Source organism: Enterococcus sp. C102(2024) (assembly GCF_040888205.1).
Taxonomy (GTDB): domain Bacteria; phylum Bacillota; class Bacilli; order Lactobacillales; family Enterococcaceae; genus Enterococcus; species Enterococcus faecalis.
Window position 1 is genome coordinate 1 of record NZ_JBFOHH010000009.1, and the last position, 21103, is coordinate 21103.

Genomic DNA, 21103 nt, shown 5'->3' on the forward strand with positions numbered 1-21103 from the left:
AACTATTTATTTGCTCCTTCATCTTCTTTATTTATACCCTCTTTCAATTACATATCCTGGTATGCTCCAAATTCCGACTGATTTATTTTTAGCCTTTTCTTGTTCTTCCTCTAATTCTAGTAGATACTTAGTGTTAGGCTCTTTGACATAAGCCACACGTGCTAAACTTTCACTCACAAGTGTTTTTTGTAGTAATGTTCCATCTACAAAAATATACCCTAACACTCGTCCGTATCGATCTGTTTTATTTCCACTATAGTTTCATTTCCTAACTCCTTAACTTTTTTCCGTTTTAATAAATAATCGATTTTCTTTTTTTCTAACCTATCAAACGTTAATCCTTCAACAGCTCGTTCCCATTTTGTTTGTTGTGCTGTACGTTTCTTTGTACTGTCTGCATATATTTTTTGTAAATTTCCATTAACCATGAGTCACTCCTCCTTAAAACGGTAAGTCATGATCTGAAATCTCAATAGAACTACCTTCTAAATCTGGAAAGGGTTGTTGCGTATTGCTTGCCTGCTGTCCAACTGGTGTAGGATTAGAAGCGTTAACACCCCACTTAATAACGATAGTGTATTGTATCCTGAAAACTTACAAGTAGCTCACGATAACGCTATGAACACGCTAAACCTTTTGAAAAGTGAGATTGAAGAAAAGCAGTATCAAGAACGGAAAAACCAAATTAAAGCGTTAGAAGCTGAAATTGACGACTTGCTCTTTCTCACACCGCATTCATTACAAGAAATCATTCAAGAAGGAAGTATTCTACGCCATTGTGTGGGCAGTCAACACTATATCGAACGGCATACGCAAGGAAAAACAACGATTGTTTTTATCCGAAGAAAAGAAAAGCCAGATATGCCTTACTTCACATTAGAATATCGAAATCAACAGGTTATACAAATACAAGGAAAATGTAACCGTCAGGAGGTACCAAAAAAGATAAAACAAGCAGTCAGACAATGGCAAGAGAATTTACAGCATGCCTTGTCATCATAATATAAGACAAACCTGATACTCGCTTTTAGCGAGTATCTTCTTGATTAGAAATCAAGAAAAGAGCGTTTTTTTCAGCGCGCCAAACTCCCACCGCCACCGCCGTTAAGGCGCGCTGAAAAAAAAGAAAGGCTTCCGCCTTTCTTCTTGTAGAGAATGTGTTATAATAAACATGTAAAGAGGACGTACTAGTCATACGCCCTCATGATAGCACCGTTTAAGACGGTGACCGATAATTAAATATTTTTACAAAAAATAACCAAACTCGGCTAAAGTTGACGGTTATTTTTTGTTGTTTTTATCACTAATTTTTAGAATTAATGTCGCAAAAGTAATCGCAAACATTAACGCTTCAAAAATAGTCAAAGCTAGTCCTTTCTAGGAGTATAGCCAAAAATCAACATAGGCAATCACCCCTTTTTCAGAGATTAGCCACCGTCATAAACCTTTACTATCTCGTATATTATACCATAAAACGCCTTGGCTTTTTTAAGTTAAGGCGTTTTAGCATAGGATCAATTATTCAGCCCACAGTTTAATTGGTACCCTGCTCAACCAATTAGAAAAATCCAGAAACCAACTGCCTAAGTCTTCGTTCCACGTAGCTAGATAATGGAAAAATAGAACGATCAATCCAAATAAAAGCCAAGCAATCCAACTTGCCCATTCCATTCTAAGTTCTTCAGTTGTTAAAATCACAATCGGGTAAACTAAAAAAATAAAAGCTAAAATTCGAGCAACGATTAGTATTAAAGTGGTAGTAAAACCACTAGTAAGAATCGTTAACAGCCCAATGTAACGGAAAAGAAGACGTAGAATAAAACAGGGTAAAAATAACACTACAGACAATCCTCGTTTCAAAATAAGCATAAAACTCTCCTTTCATTCCTTAACAGTTGTTTTTATAATTTTGGTTTGACATTATTTTGGTTTGCGGTTTCTTTTTTTTGTACAGCCTGAATTTCATGAAGTTGATTGATTTCATTTCGCGTTCGTTCCAATTTATTCTCTAACAGAGATTGACTGGTTTTAATTGCTTCTATTTCCCCTCGAACATCTTCATAAGAAAATTCCGCAAGTGTTGCGTCTGGTAATAATGTTTTCAATTTTTGCTGAATCAACTCTAGTTCTCCATTCAGTTCGTTTTCTAATAAGAGGTTGCTTAACTGGTGCAACTCCAACATCTTCTCGTCAAGAGTTTCTAAAGTTTCTTCTGCTTCAAGAAAAGCAGCTTCTAATTTCTCTTCTAATAATTCTAGTTGTCTTGTGTCCTCAATTTCATTAGCTGCTAAAAAATTAATAGCGTTGACTAATTCATCGATGGTTCGCATCACAGGTTCCTTTTTCAGTGGTGTTTGGCCATTATACAAGCGTAATTGTTTAATCAAAGTTTCACCAGTCATATACCGATTCCGGTCTGCATTTTTTTCATTCATCAGATAAAAAAAATCTTTACGTTTTACATAAATATTATACTGACCATTTTCAAGTGGATCTACTTTGTACGCCCCAATAAAGACTTTTCCTCTCTCTCCAAAGCCAAAATCAACATTTACATAATACCCTCTTGTTGTTTTATGCGAAATCTGCCACTCATCAATAGTTAATTGATAGTCAAATTCATTTTTAGACTTCTCACTTTTTTCTACATATTTTTCAACAACCTCTTTCAAAGTTAAAACACTTTTATTTTCTTTCAATCGTTCAACAATCTTTTCATAATTATATCTAGTGGGGTCACTTTTTGACAAGCTCCGACTACGAGTATTTTTTATTTGTGGTTCGTCAAGTAATCGATAGGTCGTCCACTTTTTAGAAAAGTCTACCGATAAATTCAAAGCTTCTGCTTTTTCTAAGAAATCATTAATTGAAGAACTTTGTTCTAATAAAAAGTCTAAACGAGATTTTATTTTTTCCTTGTATAACGATTCAGTTTCCCACATGGTATATTTTTTATGCGAATTTTTTGGTGATTTTTCGATTATTTTTGCGCCTTCCTTCGCTGCAATCTTATCCGAAATTTGTTCTAAGACTTTTTTGGTTCCTTTTTGCCAGCGAAAGGCTTTACCTGTTTTTAAGTTGGTTGAACTAAAAATAATATGATTGTGTAAATGTTCTTTATCGACATGTGTGGCGATCACAAATTCATACTCTCCACCCGTCAATTCCATCACCGTGTTGTACCCTATTTCATGTATTTTTTCTGGCGTTAAATCATCTTCTGGAGAAAAGGATTGGATTAAATGGTGTGCTAAAACGGCGTTGCCTTTTTCTAATTCTGTTAACGTTGGCGGAAGCAATCGTTCTGATTTTGGATCGAATGTGTACCCGATTTTTCGTTGAATTGCTGCTTGTAATTTTGTTAATTTAAATTCTTCATAAGGATTTGTTGGATCCACAATGCCATGACCAGAAACTAATTTTTTCATGTATGTCTTATCGTCATTCACAATATATTGAAATAAATGTTCCAAGTGTTCAGACGGATTATCATTCGTGACTTCAGTTTTTTCTGCATTCTCAATATATGAGCAAGCATTGTTTAATTTATCAAATGTATGAATAACAAAATGTTTTGTATACACCATTTACGATTGTTCCTTTCTCTTTATTAATTTGTTTAATTCGCTCTGAACCAGCGCATTTAAACTCTGTACTTTATCGGTCAAATCTTTAATATCTTCAGACGAAATTTCATGAAACTGATTGGCCAGACGGGCCATTTGATTAATATTAATGCCAATTTTATGAATTTCGGTAGTTAGTCTGTTGAGTTCGGAATAGTCAACATGGCGAATCTCTCCTTGAATCAAAAGGTGCAAGGCAAAATTTTGAAAGTTCGGAAAGAAACTTTCTTCAATTTTTCGTTTGATTAAGTTATTTTCTTCTTCTGATAGTCTAACTATTCTTTGAATAGGACGTTTTAGCTTTTGTTTATTCTCCATAATTATTTCTTCTTTCTTTTACATAATAAGTAGTCTCCTTAGTTTGACAATTGGTTACACCCAAGGGTAGGCTTTCTTTTTGCGAGCAGAGCAACATGCTAGCATGTTGCGATATTTTGAATGACCCCTACCAAAAATACTGGTAGGAGTCGTTCAAATTTTTGGGGTTCCCCCAATCCCCATCGCTACACTTTGACATTTATTGACGTTTAGACTTACCATTTTTGACCTTTATTTTTTCTTTCTTATTGATAAGGGGCTAATAACTCATCCAGAAAGACCAAATACGCGTCATTTCCTTTCAACTTTCGTAAATAAGTGGCTGCTTCTTCGTAAGGAAATAAATCAATTTCTAATTCTTTTTCTTTAAAATCATGAATCAACGTATCCAGTTCTTTTAGCACCGTTCCTTTTGATTTTTCTTTCTTTTTCTGGTGGACTCTTGGTTGTTCACTAAGCGGGTCTGCCAAAAAAAATTGTGTCAAAATAAATTTACTTTCGTCCGTTAATTGGTCCATTTTGTTTTCTCCTTTTCTCTTATTATTTGTTTTTAAAATCGAGTGGGATTTGCTATTTGAGCAGAAATTTTTGGTTCATTTTGTTGCCTTTTTTGCTCGTTAGCTTGGGACTTTCCCACTTCAGTTTCTTTTTTCTTCGCATTCAATAAACGTTCTTCAAATTTATTTTGGGGAAGTTGAATGCCTTTTTCTATGGATAAAGTATGGTCGGCTTTTTCAATTAGCGTGCGCGCCTCTTTCGTGATCGTTTCTAACGATTGCGTAAATTCTTCTAACTTTTCTCCTTGCTTCGTCCAAGAAGAAAGATAACCAAAAGAATACGAGGACGTATCCAGCCCTAAGTGACGGGAGACAATATAGGCAACTGATTCCGCTTCAAATTCTTGTCGAGAATAAACGTCATCTCCAAATATCGCTTGCGAATCTGGGTGAAGCATGGCATGCGTCATTTCATGAAGTAAGACTTTTAAAGTCATCACTTCTCCTAAATGTTGTTGGAGGACAATTTCTTTTTTCGTTGGATCATAATACCCATTCGCACCACTTGCAATAGACGTGACAGTTACTGGAACTGGGCAAATCTCAACTAACGCATTGTAAGTTCTGGTGAATGTTTTACCGTCGCTAAGATTCTCTTCCAGATTATAAACAAGCTGTGGCAACTCTGCGCCGGTCGTTTGTTCTACATCAAAGACAGGCGTTAAAAAATAGCGCGTCTCTTTGACAATTTCTCCATTTTCATCCGTAACTTTTTTCCCGTTCTTATCGACTTTATCTTTAAAATAAGGGGCATACACATACAGTGCTTTGCTGCCTTTTTTTACTTGACGATCTAACTTTTTCCACGCATTGTAACCAGCTACACGACGTATGTTTGGATTTTGTGCCAACAACAAACGAATATTTTTTGACGAATATTTATGAAATTTTGAAGCAAAATCTAAATAGTTTTTAAACGTATCACTTGTTAAATACTCTTTGATTCCGTCGTTCAAATGTTGCGATAATTTTTGATAATCTTTCTTTTTAATTATCTCTTCCAAGGTGAATTCTGGTTGGCTTTTTTGCTTCATTTGTGTTTTTTCAGACATTTCTTTATTCCTTTCTCTGGATCGTTTTTTTGCTTCTTGACGCTTTAATTTTGCTTCTTTTTTCTTTATTTCATTCTTTATTTGCTTTAAAATATCGTTCCAATCCGTTTTACTTTTTCCTTCAATTAGTTTAGGTTGGTCAAGAGTAATTGGACACCAGCTATTTGAAAATTGTTGAATAAATTTCTTCCCTGCTTCGTCATTATCTACAGCCAAAACGAGTTGGACTTTTTCCGTTGTTAGTTTCGACTTTTCTAATTGTTCAAGGACGGTTGGCTTTTCTTCTTCTTTGACATAAGAGCCAATTTCATTGGCAATAAGCGTAGATACTGCGCCCTTTTTAAGTCCATTCGCACAAAATAATACCGCATCTCCAATCGTTTCTTTTTTTAATTCGTAATAACTCATGAGATCTATAGGCGCTTCAAAAACAATGATTTTGATTGGCTTTTCTGACGTAGCTTCTGCAATTTTTGGTGGATACCCTACACGAACAGTCAACCCATAATAGCCATTTCCCCAGACACGCTTTAACCGTCCTCGTTCGCCATGTAGCTTCTTATTTTCCCAAATACCTTGTAAGGCAACGCCTTTAATTTTTTCTTCAAGACCAACGTGCTTGAAGACTATTACTGGTTCACTTTGTCCGGTCTCTTTATCTGTATACGTGGATTGTGCCATGAGGTTTTGTTCAAAAAAGAAATCAATCGTTTCTCTTGATAACTTACGTTCCTGAAGCAAGTAATCAATGGTGGCATTTTGTTGTGTATGTTCTTTCATATAATAATGAAAGTTCGTCGGAGTAGGTTCTTTCAACGTTTCAACAGCCCCTGCTTCTACGGTCTGTAAATACTGCAATGCTTCAGCGTGTGTACACTCTTTTATCACTTGAACAAGCTTGATGCTCCCACCACCAACTTGGCGAGAGTTCCAATAAAAAGCATTCTTCTTAGGGGTTAAAACAAAACTATCGTGCTCTGACCAGGTATAACTTTGTCCCTGTCGTACAAGTGTTATTCCTAAACTTTCTGCGACACCCACAATACTTTTTTGTTCAATTTCTTCTAACACTTTTTGTCGTTGTGCATGTGTCATTGGCATTTTCTGTTCCTCCTTTTTCTATTTTCTAAAAGAAAAAACGCACGTCTTTTTAAACGTGTGTTTCGTCTTTCAGTTCACTTGTAATTTCTCCATGGTCAATAATATCTGTTGCCGAGATTTTATCCAAAATAGCTTCTTCATCAGTCATATATCGGCGCCACGTATACCACTTATCATCAGTCGGGCCTGTTGCTAGTTCATCTGCTCGGTCATGCTGAAAAGCATAGAATTTTTTAATTTAAAAATAGCATAAAAATCTAGTTATCCGCATAAAAACTGGACTTATCACACTTTATCAAGGTCAAAACCACTCAATTTACTACTAATTTACTACTTATGAATGAGCTTTGATACGACGATTTATCCTTGAAAAGTGAAGATATAAAGATACTTCCAATAAAATTTGAATATTTAATAGGTAGACACTTCAAAAAATGAGGTGTCTATTTTTTTACCCGATTTTGAAAGGAAGTGAACTTATGAAAACAAAAAATCAAGAATCAAAAGGTCGTTCCCCACTCTTTAAGACCATCAAACATTCATTCAGCCAATAAAAAAGAAAGGATAGGTAAAAATATGGAACTTAAATTTGTGATTCCCAACATGGAAAAAACATTCGGCAATTTAGAATTTGCTGGCGAGGATAAAGTCGTTCAGCGAAGAATCAACGGACGGCTAACTGTCTTATCAAGAAGCTATAATCTCTATTCTGATGTTCAAAGAGCAGATGATATTGTGGTGGTGCTTCCTGCTGAAGCTGGCGAAAAACATTTCGGCTTTGAGGAACGTGTGAAGTTAGTCAATCCACGTATTACCGCAGAGGGCTACAAAATCGGCACTCGTGGTTTTACAAATTACCTTTTACATGCTGACGACATGATAAAAGAATAAAGAAAGAGAGGAAAAATGATGAGATTAGCAAATGGCATTGTATTAGATAAAGACACGACTTTTGGAGAATTGAAATTCTCTGCTCTACGTCGTGAAGTGAGAATCCAAAATGAAGACGGGTCGGTTTCAGATGAAATCAAGGAACGTACCTATGACTTAAAATCCAAAGGACAAGGACGCATGATTCAAGTAAGTATTCCTGCCAGCGTGCCTTTGAAAGAGTTTGATTATAACGCACGGGTGGAACTTATCAATCCCATTGCGGACACCGTTGCTACTGCCACCTATCAAGGAGCAGATGTTGACTGGTATATCAAGGCAGACGATATTGTGCTGACAAAGGATTCTAGTTCATTCAAAGCTCAACCACAAGCAAAGAAAGAACCGACACAAGACAAATAGTCGCTAGGTAGAAAGGAGACTTTTTCGCATGAAACAGCGTGGTAAAAGGATTCGCCCATCTGGTAAAGATTTAGTCTTTCATTTTACGATAGCGTCACTCCTGCCTGTTTTCCTGCTGGTTGTCGGACTGTTTCATGTGAAGACAATCCAGCAGATCAACTGGCAGGATTTTAACCTATCACAAGCAGATAAGATTGACATTCCCTATTTAATTATCAGTTTCAGTGTCGCAATTCTTATCTGCTTGCTGGTAGCGTTTGTATTCAAACGGGTTCGCTATGATACGGTTAAACAACTTTACCACCGTCAAAAACTGGCAAAGATGATACTTGAAAACAAGTGGTATGAATCTGAACAGGTCAAAACAGAGGGTTTCTTTAAAGATAGTGCTGGTCGTACAAAGGAAAAGATAACCTACTTCCCTAAAATGTATTATCGACTTAAAAATGGCTTGATACAGATACGGGTGGAAATCACGCTGGGAAAATATCAAGACCAACTCTTACACTTGGAAAAGAAATTAGAGAGTGGCTTGTACTGTGAGCTGACGGATAAAGAGTTAAAGGATTCCTATGTGGAATATACTTTGCTCTATGACACCATAGCCAGTCGTATTTCTATTGATGAAGTAGAAGCTAAAGATGGTAAACTTCGCTTAATGAAAAACGTATGGTGGGAATATGATAAGCTCCCTCATATGTTGATTGCTGGTGGTACAGGTGGCGGTAAAACTTACTTTATACTGACACTGATTGAAGCCTTGCTTCATACAGATTCAAAACTGTATATTCTTGACCCGAAAAATGCTGATCTTGCGGACTTAGGTTCTGTGATGGCAAATGTCTACTATAGAAAAGAAGACTTGCTTTCTTGCATTGAAACATTCTATGAAGAAATGATGAAACGTAGTGAGGAAATGAAGCAGATGAAGAACTATAAGACTGGCAAAAATTATGCTTACTTAGGTCTCCCGGCACACTTCTTAATCTTTGATGAATACGTCGCTTTCATGGAAATGCTGGGAACAAAAGAAAACACCGCAGTTATGAATAAGCTGAAACAGATTGTCATGTTAGGTCGTCAAGCTGGCTTCTTTCTAATACTGGCTTGTCAACGTCCAGACGCAAAATATTTAGGCGACGGAATCCGTGATCAGTTTAATTTCAGAGTGGCTTTAGGTCGTATGTCTGAAATGGGCTATGGCATGATGTTTGGCAGTGACGTACAAAAGGATTTCTTCTTAAAGCGAATCAAAGGTCGTGGCTATGTTGATGTAGGAACAAGTGTCATATCAGAGTTTTATACTCCCCTTGTACCAAAAGGATATGATTTCTTGGAGGAAATTAAAAAGTTATCCAACAGCAGACAGTCCACGCAGGCGACGTGCGAAGCGGAAGTCGCAGGTGTGGACTGATCTTGCTGGCTGGTGTGGCAATAGCCACGCCAGCACTTAACCCCCCGTATCTAACAGGGGGGTACAAATCGACAGGAAACAGTCAAAAAAACATTAGAAAATCCTTTGGTTACAAGGGATTTACAAAATTTCAGCGTATGTCAAATGGGCTTTAAAAGTTGACATACGCCTTTTTGATTGGAGGGATTTTTACTGAATGAACAAACTTGGTTACAGCATTTAAAAGAAAAACGCTTGGCTTATGGACTATCTCAAAACCGTTTAGCTGTTGCGACTGGTATTACAAGGCAGTATCTAAGCGATATTGAAACAGGAAAAGTCAAGCCATCAGAGGATTTACAGCAGTCCCTTTGGGAAGCTCTGGAACGCTTCAATCCCGACGCTCCCCTTGAAATGCTGTTTGATTATGTAAGAATTCGCTTTCCGACAACAGACGTACAGCAGGTGGTCGAAAACATCTTACAACTGAAACTGTCCTATTTTCTTCATGAGGACTATGGTTTCTATTCTTATTCAGAGCATTATGCTTTAGGCGACATATTCGTCCTTTGCTCCCATGAACTGGACAAAGGAGTTCTGGTGGAATTGAAAGGTCGTGGGTGCAGACAATTTGAAAGCTATCTTCTGGCACAACAAAGAAGCTGGTATGAGTTCTTTATGGACGTTTTGGTGGCTGGCGGTGTGATGAAACGCCTTGACCTTGCCATTAACGATAAGACAGGGATTTTAAATATCCCTGTACTCACTGAAAAGTGCCAACAGGAAGAATGTATCTCCGTCTTCCGCAGTTTTAAAAGCTATCGCAGTGGCGAACTGGTACGCAAAGAGGAAAAGGAATGTATGGGAAACACCCTCTATATCGGTTCATTACAAAGTGAAGTTTATTTCTGTATCTATGAAAAGGACTACGAGCAGTACAAGAAAAATGATATTCCCATTGAAGACGCAGAAGTAAAAAACCGTTTTGAGATTCGATTGAAAAATGAGCGTGCCTATTATGCAGTCCGTGATTTACTCGTCTATGACAATCCAGAGCATACCGCCTTTAAAATTATCAATCGGTATATCCGTTTTGTAGATAAAGACGATTCCAAACCTCGTTCTGATTGGAAACTGAATGAAGAATGGGCTTGGTTTATTGGGAACAATCGTGAACGATTAAAACTAACCACAAAACCAGAGCCTTACTCCTTCCAAAGGACGCTGAACTGGCTATCTCATCAAGTTGCCCCGACCTTAAAGGTTGCGATTAAACTTGATGAAATCAACCAGACGCAGGTTGTAAAAGACATTCTCGACCATGCGAAACTGACAGACCGACACAAGCAGATTTTGAAGCAACAGTCAGTAAAAGAACAGGACGTGATAACAACAAAAAAATAACTCAAATACAAATTCATTGAATATAGAGAGGAGAACATTTTTATGAATTTTGGACAAAACCTTTATAACTGGTTTCTATCAAACGCTCAATCACTGGTGCTTTTAGCAATCGTTGTGATTGGCTTGTATCTTGGCTTCAAGCGTGAGTTTAGCAAACTGATTGGCTTTTTAATTATTGCGATTATTGCGGTTGGCTTAGTCTTCAACGCTGCTGGAGTAAAAGACATTTTACTAGAGCTATTCAATCGCATTATTGGTGCTTAAATAAAACCGTTCTTTTGTGGAATATAAGTGGTTTTCTTATGTTCCGCAAAGGAATGGTACACCAAACGAAGTGCGGTAGGGATTTTTGAATCTCTACAAAGAAAGGACGTGAATATATGGACGATATGCAAGTCTATATTGCGAATTTAGGCAAATACAATGAGGGCGAATTGGTCGGTGCGTGGTTTACCTTTCCCATTGACTTTGAGGAAGTCAAAGAGAAAATCGGCTTGAATGATGAATATGAGGAATACGCCATTCATGACTACGAGTTACCCTTTACGGTTGACGAATACACTTCCATTGGCGAACTCAATCGACTATGGGAAATGGTATCGGAATTACCCGAAGAATTACAATCGGAGCTATCTGCTCTGCTCACTCATTTTTCAAGCATTGAAGAACTAAGCGAACATCAAGAGGATATTATCATTCATTCCGATTGTGATGATATGTATGACGTGGCACGCTACTACATTGAAGAAACGGGTGCTTTAGGCGAAGTACCAGCTAGTCTTCAAAACTATATTGATTATCAAGCCTATGGTCGGGATTTAGACCTTTCAGGAACGTTTATCTCAACCAATCATGGGATTTTTGAAATCGTCTATTAAATCTGTCGGTACATTACTACTGGCAGATTTTCTATTTTACGGGGTGGCTCAATCAGCTACCCCTATTTTTTATGAAAGGATTGATTACATGAAGAAAATACGAAGCTATACCAGTATCTGGTCTGTGGAAAAGGTACTGTATTCTATCAATGATTTTAGACTTCCGTTTCCCATAACCTTTACGCAAATGACATGGTTTGTCGTGTCACTCTTTGCAGTGATGATACTTGGCAACTTGCCCCCTCTTTCCATGATAGAGGGAGCATTTCTCAAATACTTTGGGATTCCTGTGGCTTTCACATGGTTTATGTCTACAAAAACTTTTGATGGTAAAAAGCCTTATGGATTTTTGAAGTCTGTCATTGCTTATGCACTGCGACCAAAGCTGACCTATGCAGGAAAAAAAGTAACGCTTGGCAGAAACCAGCCACAAGAAGCCATTACAGCAGTTAGGAGTGAATTTTATGGCATATCCAATTAAATACATTGAAAACAATCTCGTCTGGAATAAAGACGGGGAATGTTATGCTTACTATGAGCTTGTTCCTTACAATTACTCATTTCTAAGTCCAGAACAGAAAATACAAGTGCATGATTCTTTCAGACAGCTTATCGCACAAAATCGTGATGGCAAAATTCATGCTTTACAAATCAGTACAGAATCCAGCATACGTTCTGCACAAGAGCGTTCCAAAAATGAAGTCACTGGCAAGCTCAAAGCGGTTGCCTATGACAAAATCGACCAACAGACAGACGCTTTAATATCCATGATTGGCGAAAATCAAGTGAACTACCGTTTCTTTATCGGCTTTAAGTTGCTTCTCAACGATCAGGAGTTTTCTATGAAAAGTCTTACCGTTGAAGCAAAAAATGCTTTGTCTGATTTTGTCTATGATGTGAACCATAAGCTGATGGGCGATTTTGTTAGTATGAGTAATGATGAAATCCTGCGTTTTCAGAAGATGGAAAAGCTCTTAGAAAATAAAATCTCTCGTCGTTTCAAAATCCGCAGGTTAGATAAGGACGACTTCGGCTATCTGATTGAACACCTTTACGGACAGACAGGCACTGCCTATGAAGAGTATGAGTACCATCTATCAAAGAAAAAGCTGGATAATGAAACGCTGATTAAATACTATGACTTGATTAAGCCTACTCGCTGTTTGGTGGAAGAAAAACAGCGATATTTGAAAATCCAGCAGGAAGATGAAACCGTCTATGTAGCTTACTTTACCATTAACAGCATTGTCGGAGAACTGGACTTCCCGTCCTCTGAAATCTTCTACTACCAGCAACAGCAATTTACATTCCCGATTGATACGTCAATGAATGTGGAAATTGTAGCGAATCGTAAAGCCCTATCTACTGTCCGCAATAAAAAGAAAGAACTGAAAGACTTGGATAACCACGCTTGGCAAAGTGATAATGAAACCAGCTCCAATGTGGCGGAAGCTCTGGAAAGTGTGAATGAGCTGGAAACCAATTTAGACCAAAGCAAGGAATCTATGTACAAGCTGTCTTATGTGGTAAGGGTATCAGCAAATGATCTTGACGAACTCAAACGTCGTTGTAATGAAGTGAAAGATTTTTATGACGATTTAAGCGTAAAACTGGTACGACCATTTGGGGATATGCTCGGCTTACATGAAGAATTTTTACCTGCCAGCAAGCGTTATATGAATGATTATATTCAATACGTGACCTCTGATTTCCTCGCTGGTTTAGGTTTTGGTGCTACTCAAATGCTGGGGGAAAATGAGGGGATTTATGTTGGCTACAGCTTAGATACTGGACGCAATGTCTATCTGAAACCTGCTCTTGCCAGTCAAGGGGTTAAGGGTTCAGTAACCAATGCGTTAGCGTCGGCTTTTGTTGGTTCGCTGGGTGGTGGTAAATCCTTTGCGAATAACCTTATCGTCTATTATGCGGTGCTTTATGGGGCACAAGCAGTGATTGTAGACCCAAAAGCAGAACGTGGCAGATGGAAAGAAACCTTGCCAGAGATTTCCCATGAAATCAATATCGTCACTCTGACTTCTGATGAGAAAAACAAAGGCTTACTTGACCCTTATGTGATTATGAAAAATCCCAAAGATTCTGAATCACTGGCTATTGATATTCTGACATTCCTTACGGGGATTTCCTCTCGTGATGGGGAACGCTTCCCAATCCTTAGAAAAGCCATTCGTGCAGTAACCAATAGTGAAGTACGAGGGTTGATGAAAGTGATTGAGGAATTACGGGTTGAGAATACGCCACTAAGTACCAGTATAGCCGACCATATCGAAAGTTTTACAGACTATGACTTTGCACATTTATTATTCAGTAATGGTTATGTGGAGCAGTCTATCAGCTTAGAAAAACAACTGAACATTATACAGGTTGCGGACTTGGTACTTCCCGACAAGGAAACTTCCTTTGAGGAATATACCACTATGGAGCTTTTATCCGTTGCTATGCTGATTGTCATTAGTACCTTTGCTTTAGACTTTATCCATACAGACCGAAGCATTTTCAAGATTGTAGATTTAGACGAAGCATGGAGCTTTTTACAGGTAGCACAAGGAAAAACACTATCTATGAAGCTGGTTCGGGCTGGTCGTGCTATGAACGCTGGGGTATATTTCGTGACCCAAAATACAGACGACCTCTTAGATGAAAAACTGAAAAATAACCTCGGCTTAAAATTTGCATTTCGTTCCACTGACCTTAACGAGATTAAAAAGACCTTAGCCTTTTTTGGTGTAGACCCAGAGGACGAAAACAATCAGAAGCGATTGCGTGATTTGGAAAACGGGCAATGCCTTATCAGTGATTTATATGGTCGTGTCGGTGTGATACAGTTCCACCCTGTATTTGAAGAACTGCTCCATGCCTTTGATACCAGACCACCTGTGCGAAAAGAGGTGTAAATGTGAAACCATCAATAGTAAACAGAATAAAATCAAACTGGACGCTGAAACGTCTAGGTAAAGTGGCAATGACAGTGGCTTTCACACTTGTGATTGCCATTTTTCTTTTAGCCATGCTGGGAACGGTGGTTCAAGCTGCGGGCTTGGTAGATGATACGGTCAATGTGGCAAATGAATACAGCCGATACCCACTTGAAAACTATCAACTGGATTTTTATGTGGATAATAGCTGGGGCTGGCTTCCGTGGAACTGGTCGGACGGGATTGGAAAACAGGTCATGTATGGACTATATGCCATTACCAATTTTATTTGGACAATCAGTTTGTATGTTTCCAATGCGACAGGTTACTTAGTACAGGAAGCCTATTCCTTAGACTTCATTTCCGCTACAGCAGATTCCATTGGTAAGAATATGCAGACCTTAGCTGGTGTGAGTGCAAACGGATTTTCAACAGAGGGTTTCTATGTTGGATTCCTCTTACTCTTGATTTTGGTTCTTGGGGTTTATGTTGCCTATACGGGACTGATAAAGAGAGAAACCACAAAGGCAATTCATGCCATTATGAATTTTGTGCTGGTGTTTATCCTATCGGCTTCCTTTATTGCCTACGCTCCCGACTACATTAAAAAAATCAATGACTTTTCATCAGACATCAGTAATGCCAGTTTATCACTTGGCACGAAGATTGTCATGCCCCATTCCGATAGTCAAGGCAAGGACAGCGTGGACTTAATCAGAGATAGCCTGTTTTCCATACAGGTTCAGCAACCGTGGCTACTGCTTCAATACAACAGTTCAGACATTGAAAGTATTGGTGCTGACCGTGTGGAAAGTCTACTTTCAACCAGTCCAGACAGTAATAATGGAGAAGACAGAGAAAAAATTGTAGCAGAAGAAATCGAAGACAGAAACAATGTGAACATGACGATTACAAAAACTATTAACCGTTTGGGTACAGTCTTCTTTCTCTTTGTATTCAATATCGGGATTTCTATATTCGTATTCCTACTAACAGGAATCATGATTTTCTCGCAGGTACTTTTTATCATCTATGCCATGTTTCTGCCTGTGAGCTTTATTTTAAGCATGATTCCGTCCTTTGATGGTATGTCAAAACGAGCCATTATCAAACTCTTTAATACCATTTTGACACGAGCTGGAATCACGCTGATTATTACGACAGCCTTTAGTATTTCAACCATGCTCTATACCTTATCGGCTGGTTATCCGTTCTTTTTGATTGCCTTTTTACAGATTGTGACCTTTGCAGGAATCTACTTCAAACTGAGCGATTTAATGAGTATGTTTTCGCTTCAAAGCAACGATTCTCAAAGTGTGGGAAGTCGTGTGATGAGAAAACCTCGTATGCTTATGCACGCTCATATGCACCGCCTACAGCGTAAACTTGGACGCTCCATGACAGCTTTAGGTGCTGGCTCTGCCATTGCCAGTGCTACAGGAAAACAAGGACAGTCGGGTAGTTCTGGTAGGACACAAGCAGATCACACCCGTCCAGACGGACAGGAAAAATCAACACTTGGAAAACGTATCGGACAAACAATCGGAGCAGTTGCTGATACCAAAGATAAAATCGTTGATTCTGCTGGTAATCTCAAAGAACAGGTTAAGGATATTCCGACCAATGCAAGATATGCAGTGTATCAAGGAAAATCCAAAGCAAAAGAAAATGTTCGTGACCTAACTTCCAGTATTTCTCAAACCAGAGCAGACAGAGCCAGCGGACGCAAGGAACAGCAGGAACAAAGACGCAAAACCATTGCAGAGCGTCGCTCTGAAATGGAACAGGTCAAACAGAAAAAACAGCCAGCTTCTTCCGTTCATGAAAGACCAGCTACTAAGCAAGAACAATCTCATGATGGACAGACCGCAAAACAATCTTCTATTCAGACTTCACGCATGGAATCTCAACAAGCCAAACAGGAGCGTCCAGCAGTTAAGTCCGATTCTTTAAGTTTAAAAGCGGAACGACAAAACCGTACTACACAAGAAAGAACAGTTCAAAAGCCAGCAACTTCAACTACACCAGCAGACAGAGCTTCACAACGTCCAGTCACAAAAGAGCGTCCGTCTACTGTTCAAAGAGTTCAAAGCCAAAACCTTAGAAATAGACCACCAATAAAATCCGCCACTATCAAGAAAGGCAGTAAGAAACCATGAAACTGAAAGCTTTAGTGATTGGTGGTTCTGGGCTATTCTTGATGGTCTTCTCACTGCTTCTGTTTGTTGCCATTTTATTTTCAGATGAACAGGACAGCGGAATTTCCAATATTCATTATGGAGGTGTGAATGTTTCCGCAGAAGTGCTGGCTCATAAGCCTATGGTAGAAAAATATGCCAAAGAATATGGCGTTGAAGAATATGTCAACATACTTCTTGCGATTATACAGGTGGAATCGGGCGGTACTGCGGAAGATGTTATGCAGTCCTCGGAATCCCTCGGTCTTCCACCTAATTCATTGAGTACAGAAGAATCCATTAAGCAAGGTGTGAAGTATTTCAGTGAATTATTAGCCAGTAGCGAAAGGCTCAGTGTAGATTTAGAATCGGTTATCCAGTCCTACAATTATGGTGGTGGTTTCTTAGGGTATGTGGCTAATCGTGGAGATAAATATACCTTTGAACTGGCTCAAAGTTTCTCAAAAGAGTATTCAGGTGGCGAAAAAGTGTCTTACCCCAATCCCATAGCCATACCTATCAATGGGGGCTGGCGATACAACTATGGCAATATGTTTTATGTGCAACTGGTAACGCAGTATCTTGTCACAACAGAGTTTGATGATGATACGGTACAAGCCATCATGGACGAAGCACTGAAATATGAGGGCTGGCGATACGTTTACGGTGGAGCTTCCCCGACTACTTCTTTTGATTGTAGCGGACTGACACAATGGACGTATGGAAAAGCTGGAATTAACTTACCACGAACCGCACAACAGCAATATGATGTGACCCAGCATATCCCACTATCGGAAGCACAAGCTGGCGATTTGGTTTTCTTTCATTCTACCTATAACGCTGGCTCTTATATTACTCATGTTGGGATATACCTTGGCAATAACCGTATGTTTCATGCAGGCGACCCAATCGGTTATGCCGACTTAACAAGCCCCTACTGGCAACAGCATTTAGTGGGAGCAGGACGAATCAAACAATGAGAAAGGAAGATTTAATGATGAAATTTAGAAAAAATCAGAATAAAGAAAAACAGATACCAAAGGAAAAGAAACCTCGTGTCTATAAGGTCAATCCTCATAAAAAGGTTGTGATTGCCTTGTGGGTACTTTTAGGGCTTAGTTTCAGCTTTGCGATATTCAAGCACTTTACAGCTATAGATACTCATACTATTCACGAAACAACTATCATAGAAAAGGAATACGTTGATACTCATCATGTAGAAAATTTTGTAGAGAACTTTGCGAAAGTCTACTATTCATGGGAGCAATCCGATAAGTCCATTGATAATCGAATGGAAAGTCTAAAAGGCTATCTGACAGATGAACTTCAAGCTCTCAATGTTGATACAGTACGCAAAGATATTCCTGTATCGTCTTCTGTAAGAGGATTTCAGATATGGACGGTAGAGCCAACTGGCGACAATGAGTTTAATGTAACCTACAGTGTAGACCAGCTCATTACAGAGGGAGAAAATACAAAGACCGTCCACTCTGCTTATATAGTGAGTGTCTATGTAGATGGTTCTGGAAATATGGTACTGGTTAAGAATCCGACCATTACCAACATACCTAAGAAATCAAGTTATAAACCAAAAGCCATTGAAAGTGAGGGGACGGTTGATTCCATTACAACCAATGAAATCAATGAGTTTTTAACGACGTTCTTCAAGCTCTATCCTACAGCGACAGCCAGTGAACTTTCCTACTATGTGAATGACGGGATATTAAAACCAATCGGAAAAGAGTACATCTTTCAAGAACTGGTAAATCCTATTCACAATCGTAAGGATAATCAAGTCACGGTATCGCTGACAGTGGAGTATATCGACCAGCAGACCAAAGCAACGCAGGTATCTCAATTTGATTTGGTACTTGAAAAGAACGGGAGTAATTGGAAGATTGTAAAATAACAAATATTGGTACATGATTACAGATACTTTGTAATCATGTACTCTTTTTGATAAAAAATTGGAGATTCCTTTACAAATATGCTCTTACGTGCTATTATTTAAGTGACTATTTAAAAGGAGTTAATAAATATGCGGCAAGGTATTCTTAAATAAACTGTCAATTTGATAGCAGGAACAAATAATTAGATGTCCTTTTTTAGGAGGGCTTAGTTTTTTGTACCCAGTTTAAGAATACCTTTATCATGTGATTCTAAAGTATCCAGAGAATATCTGTATGCTTTGTATACCTATGGTTATGCATAAAAATCCCAGTGATAAAAGTATTTATCACTGGGATTTTTATGCCCTTTTGGGTTTTTGAATGGAGGAAAATCACATGAAAATTATTAATATTGGAGTTTTAGCTCATGTTGATGCAGGAAAAACTACCTTAACAGAAAGCTTATTATATAACAGTGGAGCGATTACAGAATTAGGAAGCGTGGACAAAGGTACAACGAGGACGGATAATACGCTTTTAGAACGTCAGAGAGGAATTACAATTCAGACAGGAATAACCTCTTTTCAGTGGGAAAATACGAAGGTGAACATCATAGACACGCCAGGACATATGGATTTCTTAGCAGAAGTATATCGTTCATTATCAGTTTTAGATGGGGCAATTCTACTGATTTCTGCAAAAGATGGCGTACAAGCACAAACTCGTATATTATTTCATGCACTTAGGAAAATGGGGATTCCCACAATCTTTTTTATCAATAAGATTGACCAAAATGGAATTGATTTATCAACGGTTTATCAGGATATTAAAGAGAAACTTTCTATGGAAATTATAATCAAACAGAAAGTAGAGCTGCACCCTAATATGTGTGTGATGAGCTGTACGGAACCTGAGCAATGGGATGTGGTAATAGAAGGAAATGATGACCTTTTAGAGAAATATATGTCCGGTAAATCATTAGAAGCATTAGAACTCGAACAAGAGGAAATCAGAAGATTTCAGAATTGCTCCTTGTACCCTGTTTATCATGGAAGCGCAAAAAGCAACATAGGGATTGAGCAGCTTATAGAAGTGATAACGAATAAATTTTATTCATCAACATACAGAAAGAAGTCTGAACTTTGCGGAAATGTCTTCAAAATTGAATATTCGGAAGAAAGACAACGTCTTGCATATGTACGCCTTTATGGCGGAATCCTGCATTTGCGGGATTCGGTTAGAATATCGGAAAAGGAAAAAATAAAAATTACAGAAATGTATACTTCAATAAATGGTGAATTATGTAAAATTGATAAGGCTTATTCCGGGGAAATTGTTATTTTGCAAAATGAGTTTTTGAAGCTAAATAGTGTTCTTGGAGATACAAAGCTATTGCCACAGAGAGAGAGAATTGAAAATCCGCTCCCTCTGCTGCAAACAACTGTTGAACCGAGCAAACCTCAACAAAGGGAAATGTTACTTGATGCACTTTTAGAAATCTCCGACAGTGACCCGCTTCTACAATATTATGTGGATTCTACGACACATGAAATTATACTTTCTTTCTTAGGGAAAGTACAAATGGAAGTGATTAGTGCACTGTTGCAAGAAAAGTATCATGTGGAGATAGAACTAAAAGAGCCTACAGTCATTTATATGGAGAGACCGTTAAAAAATGCAGAATATACCATTCACATCGAAGTGCCGCCAAATCCTTTCTGGGCTTCCATTGGTTTATCTGTATCACCGCTTCCGTTGGGAAGTGGAATGCAGTATGAGAGCTCGGTTTCTCTTGGATACTTAAATCAATCATTTCAAAATGCAGTTATGGAAGGGATACGCTATGGTTGCGAACAAGGATTATATGGTTGGAATGTGACGGATTGTAAAATCTGTTTTAAGTATGGCTTATACTATAGCCCTGTTAGTACCCCAGCAGATTTTCGGATGCTTGCTCCTATTGTATTGGAACAAGTCTTAAAAAAAGCTGGAACAGAATTGTTAGAGCCATATCTTAGTTTTAAAATTTATGCGCCACAGGAATATCTTTCACGAGCATACAACGATGCTCCTAAATATTGTGCGAACATCGTAGACACTCAATTGAAAAATAATGAGGTCATTCTTAGTGGAGAAATCCCTGCTCGGTGTATTCAAGAATATCGTAGTGATTTAACTTTCTTTACAAATGGACGTAGTGTTTGTTTAACAGAGTTAAAAGGGTACCATGTTACTACCGGTGAACCTGTTTGCCAGCCCCGTCGTCCAAATAGTCGGATAGATAAAGTACGATATATGTTCAATAAAATAACTTAGTGTATTTTATGTTGTTATATAAATATGGTTTCTTGTTAAATAAGATGAAATATTTTTTAATAAAGATTTGAATTAAAGTGTAAAGGAGGAATTAATTATGAAGTGAAATGAATGTAACAGGGTTCAATTAAAAGAGGGCAGCGTATCATTAACCCTATAAACTACG

19 protein-coding genes and 5 pseudogenes are annotated in these 21103 nt (G+C 38.1%); 16 read left to right on the forward strand and 8 right to left on the reverse strand.

Annotation, left to right across the window (positions count from 1 at the left end; all coding sequences use genetic code 11):
- Nucleotides 1-27 precede the first annotated feature (27 nt).
- Together AB3I34_RS13500 and AB3I34_RS13505 are read right to left on the reverse strand one after the other, a co-directional pair.
- Nucleotides 28-252 (reverse strand): annotated as a pseudogene (locus tag AB3I34_RS13500) (thermonuclease family protein); the annotation flags it as partial.
- Nucleotides 219-428 carry a hypothetical protein gene (locus tag AB3I34_RS13505; RefSeq protein ID WP_002397493.1) on the reverse strand — a complete coding sequence of 70 codons (210 nt, stop codon included), beginning with the start codon at nucleotides 426-428 and terminating at the stop codon, nucleotides 219-221. The gene AB3I34_RS13505 and the pseudogene AB3I34_RS13500, both read right to left, overlap by 34 nt.
- Before the next feature lie 121 nt (nucleotides 429-549).
- Between AB3I34_RS13505 and AB3I34_RS13510 the strand changes: the two are divergent.
- Nucleotides 550-1002 (forward strand): annotated as a pseudogene (locus AB3I34_RS13510) (PcfJ domain-containing protein); the annotation flags it as partial.
- Nucleotides 1003-1518: 516 nt separating this feature from the next.
- Here AB3I34_RS13510 and AB3I34_RS13515 read toward each other — a convergent pair.
- The 6 genes and pseudogenes from AB3I34_RS13515 to AB3I34_RS13540 form a co-directional block, all read right to left on the reverse strand.
- A complete protein-coding gene (locus tag AB3I34_RS13515; protein ID WP_113826544.1) occupies nucleotides 1519-1869 on the reverse strand; it encodes a PcfH protein in 351 nt (116 codons plus the stop codon).
- Nucleotides 1870-1901: 32 nt separating this feature from the next.
- Nucleotides 1902-3587, reverse strand: a complete 1686-nt coding sequence (locus AB3I34_RS13520) for a relaxase/mobilization nuclease domain-containing protein (RefSeq protein ID WP_002397491.1) — start codon at nucleotides 3585-3587, stop codon at nucleotides 1902-1904.
- Complete coding sequence (gene mobC / locus AB3I34_RS13525) at nucleotides 3588-3944, reverse strand: plasmid mobilization relaxosome protein MobC (RefSeq protein WP_002362408.1); 357 nt, start codon at nucleotides 3942-3944, stop codon at nucleotides 3588-3590.
- A 245-nt stretch (nucleotides 3945-4189) separates the two neighbouring features.
- Complete coding sequence (locus AB3I34_RS13530) at nucleotides 4190-4462, reverse strand: LtrD (RefSeq protein ID WP_002362409.1); 273 nt, start codon at nucleotides 4460-4462, stop codon at nucleotides 4190-4192.
- 32 nt (nucleotides 4463-4494) lie between these two features.
- Nucleotides 4495-6654: an ArdC-like ssDNA-binding domain-containing protein gene (locus tag AB3I34_RS13535; protein WP_262231415.1), complete on the reverse strand. Its 2160-nt coding sequence runs from the start codon at nucleotides 6652-6654 to the stop codon at nucleotides 4495-4497.
- Between the two features lie 49 nt (nucleotides 6655-6703).
- Nucleotides 6704-6889 (reverse strand): annotated as a pseudogene (locus AB3I34_RS13540) (type IV secretory system conjugative DNA transfer family protein); the annotation flags it as partial.
- A gap of 341 nt (nucleotides 6890-7230) precedes the next feature.
- Between AB3I34_RS13540 and AB3I34_RS13545 the strand changes: the two are divergent.
- The 15 genes and pseudogenes from AB3I34_RS13545 to AB3I34_RS13615 form a co-directional block, all read left to right on the forward strand.
- Entirely contained in the window at nucleotides 7231-7545 is a 315-nt protein-coding gene (locus tag AB3I34_RS13545; RefSeq protein WP_000420682.1) for a YdcP family protein, read from the forward strand.
- Between the two features lie 15 nt (nucleotides 7546-7560).
- Nucleotides 7561-7947 (forward strand): YdcP family protein, encoded by a 387-nt coding sequence (locus tag AB3I34_RS13550; RefSeq protein ID WP_000985015.1) that lies wholly within the window; start codon nucleotides 7561-7563, stop codon nucleotides 7945-7947.
- A gap of 28 nt (nucleotides 7948-7975) precedes the next feature.
- Nucleotides 7976-9361: an FtsK/SpoIIIE domain-containing protein gene (locus AB3I34_RS13555; protein ID WP_000813488.1), complete on the forward strand. Its 1386-nt coding sequence runs from the start codon at nucleotides 7976-7978 to the stop codon at nucleotides 9359-9361.
- 2 nt (nucleotides 9362-9363) lie between these two features.
- Nucleotides 9364-9516, forward strand: coding sequence for a hypothetical protein (locus AB3I34_RS13560; protein ID WP_000879507.1), 153 nt, complete (start codon nucleotides 9364-9366; stop codon nucleotides 9514-9516).
- Nucleotides 9517-9538: 22 nt separating this feature from the next.
- Entirely contained in the window at nucleotides 9539-10744 is a 1206-nt protein-coding gene (gene mobT / locus AB3I34_RS13565; RefSeq protein ID WP_000398284.1) for a MobT family relaxase, read from the forward strand.
- Nucleotides 10745-10786: 42 nt separating this feature from the next.
- Entirely contained in the window at nucleotides 10787-11008 is a 222-nt protein-coding gene (locus AB3I34_RS13570) for a hypothetical protein (protein WP_001009056.1), read from the forward strand.
- Nucleotides 11009-11124: 116 nt separating this feature from the next.
- Nucleotides 11125-11622: an antirestriction protein ArdA gene (locus AB3I34_RS13575; protein WP_000342539.1), complete on the forward strand. Its 498-nt coding sequence runs from the start codon at nucleotides 11125-11127 to the stop codon at nucleotides 11620-11622.
- A gap of 88 nt (nucleotides 11623-11710) precedes the next feature.
- Nucleotides 11711-12103 (forward strand): conjugal transfer protein, encoded by a 393-nt coding sequence (locus tag AB3I34_RS13580; RefSeq protein WP_000723888.1) that lies wholly within the window; start codon nucleotides 11711-11713, stop codon nucleotides 12101-12103.
- Nucleotides 12087-14534, forward strand: a complete 2448-nt coding sequence (locus AB3I34_RS13585) for an ATP-binding protein (protein ID WP_000331160.1) — start codon at nucleotides 12087-12089, stop codon at nucleotides 14532-14534. The genes AB3I34_RS13580 and AB3I34_RS13585 overlap by 17 nt, the downstream gene beginning before the upstream one ends.
- Before the next feature lie 2 nt (nucleotides 14535-14536).
- Complete coding sequence (locus AB3I34_RS13590) at nucleotides 14537-16714, forward strand: CD3337/EF1877 family mobilome membrane protein (RefSeq protein WP_001574271.1); 2178 nt, start codon at nucleotides 14537-14539, stop codon at nucleotides 16712-16714.
- Nucleotides 16711-17712 (forward strand): lysozyme family protein, encoded by a 1002-nt coding sequence (locus AB3I34_RS13595; RefSeq protein ID WP_033918023.1) that lies wholly within the window; start codon nucleotides 16711-16713, stop codon nucleotides 17710-17712. The genes AB3I34_RS13590 and AB3I34_RS13595 overlap by 4 nt, the downstream gene beginning before the upstream one ends.
- Complete coding sequence (locus AB3I34_RS13600) at nucleotides 17709-18641, forward strand: conjugal transfer protein (protein ID WP_001224319.1); 933 nt, start codon at nucleotides 17709-17711, stop codon at nucleotides 18639-18641. The genes AB3I34_RS13595 and AB3I34_RS13600 overlap by 4 nt, the downstream gene beginning before the upstream one ends.
- Nucleotides 18642-18954: 313 nt before the next feature.
- Nucleotides 18955-19002: pseudogene (locus tag AB3I34_RS13605) on the forward strand (hypothetical protein); the annotation flags it as partial.
- Between the two features lie 15 nt (nucleotides 19003-19017).
- Nucleotides 19018-20937, forward strand: a complete 1920-nt coding sequence (tet(M), locus tag AB3I34_RS13610) for a tetracycline resistance ribosomal protection protein Tet(M) (RefSeq protein ID WP_001574275.1) — start codon at nucleotides 19018-19020, stop codon at nucleotides 20935-20937.
- Between the two features lie 106 nt (nucleotides 20938-21043).
- Nucleotides 21044-21097 (forward strand): annotated as a pseudogene (locus AB3I34_RS13615) (tetracycline resistance efflux system leader peptide); the annotation flags it as partial.
- Nucleotides 21098-21103 lie beyond the last annotated feature (6 nt).

What these genes read in the sequence shown, in the direction of transcription:
- AB3I34_RS13520 (WP_002397491.1), bottom strand. Translation starts at nt 3,587, where the DNA reads ATGGTGTATACAAAACATTTTGTTATTCATACATTTGATAAATTAAAC.
- AB3I34_RS13530 (WP_002362409.1), bottom strand. Translation starts at nt 4,462, where the DNA reads ATGGACCAATTAACGGACGAAAGTAAATTTATTTTGACACAATTTTTT.
- AB3I34_RS13545 (WP_000420682.1), top strand. Translation starts at nt 7,231, where the DNA reads ATGGAACTTAAATTTGTGATTCCCAACATGGAAAAAACATTCGGCAAT.
- AB3I34_RS13580 (WP_000723888.1), top strand. Translation starts at nt 11,711, where the DNA reads ATGAAGAAAATACGAAGCTATACCAGTATCTGGTCTGTGGAAAAGGTA.
- AB3I34_RS13600 (WP_001224319.1), top strand. Translation starts at nt 17,709, where the DNA reads ATGAGAAAGGAAGATTTAATGATGAAATTTAGAAAAAATCAGAATAAA.
- mobC (WP_002362408.1), bottom strand. Translation starts at nt 3,944, where the DNA reads ATGGAGAATAAACAAAAGCTAAAACGTCCTATTCAAAGAATAGTTAGA.
- AB3I34_RS13585 (WP_000331160.1), top strand. Translation starts at nt 12,087, where the DNA reads ATGGCATATCCAATTAAATACATTGAAAACAATCTCGTCTGGAATAAA.
- AB3I34_RS13570 (WP_001009056.1), top strand. Translation starts at nt 10,787, where the DNA reads ATGAATTTTGGACAAAACCTTTATAACTGGTTTCTATCAAACGCTCAA.
- AB3I34_RS13505 (WP_002397493.1), bottom strand. Translation starts at nt 428, where the DNA reads ATGGTTAATGGAAATTTACAAAAAATATATGCAGACAGTACAAAGAAA.
- AB3I34_RS13595 (WP_033918023.1), top strand. Translation starts at nt 16,711, where the DNA reads ATGAAACTGAAAGCTTTAGTGATTGGTGGTTCTGGGCTATTCTTGATG.
- AB3I34_RS13515 (WP_113826544.1), bottom strand. Translation starts at nt 1,869, where the DNA reads ATGCTTATTTTGAAACGAGGATTGTCTGTAGTGTTATTTTTACCCTGT.
- AB3I34_RS13575 (WP_000342539.1), top strand. Translation starts at nt 11,125, where the DNA reads ATGGACGATATGCAAGTCTATATTGCGAATTTAGGCAAATACAATGAG.
- AB3I34_RS13555 (WP_000813488.1), top strand. Translation starts at nt 7,976, where the DNA reads ATGAAACAGCGTGGTAAAAGGATTCGCCCATCTGGTAAAGATTTAGTC.
- AB3I34_RS13550 (WP_000985015.1), top strand. Translation starts at nt 7,561, where the DNA reads ATGATGAGATTAGCAAATGGCATTGTATTAGATAAAGACACGACTTTT.
- AB3I34_RS13535 (WP_262231415.1), bottom strand. Translation starts at nt 6,654, where the DNA reads ATGCCAATGACACATGCACAACGACAAAAAGTGTTAGAAGAAATTGAA.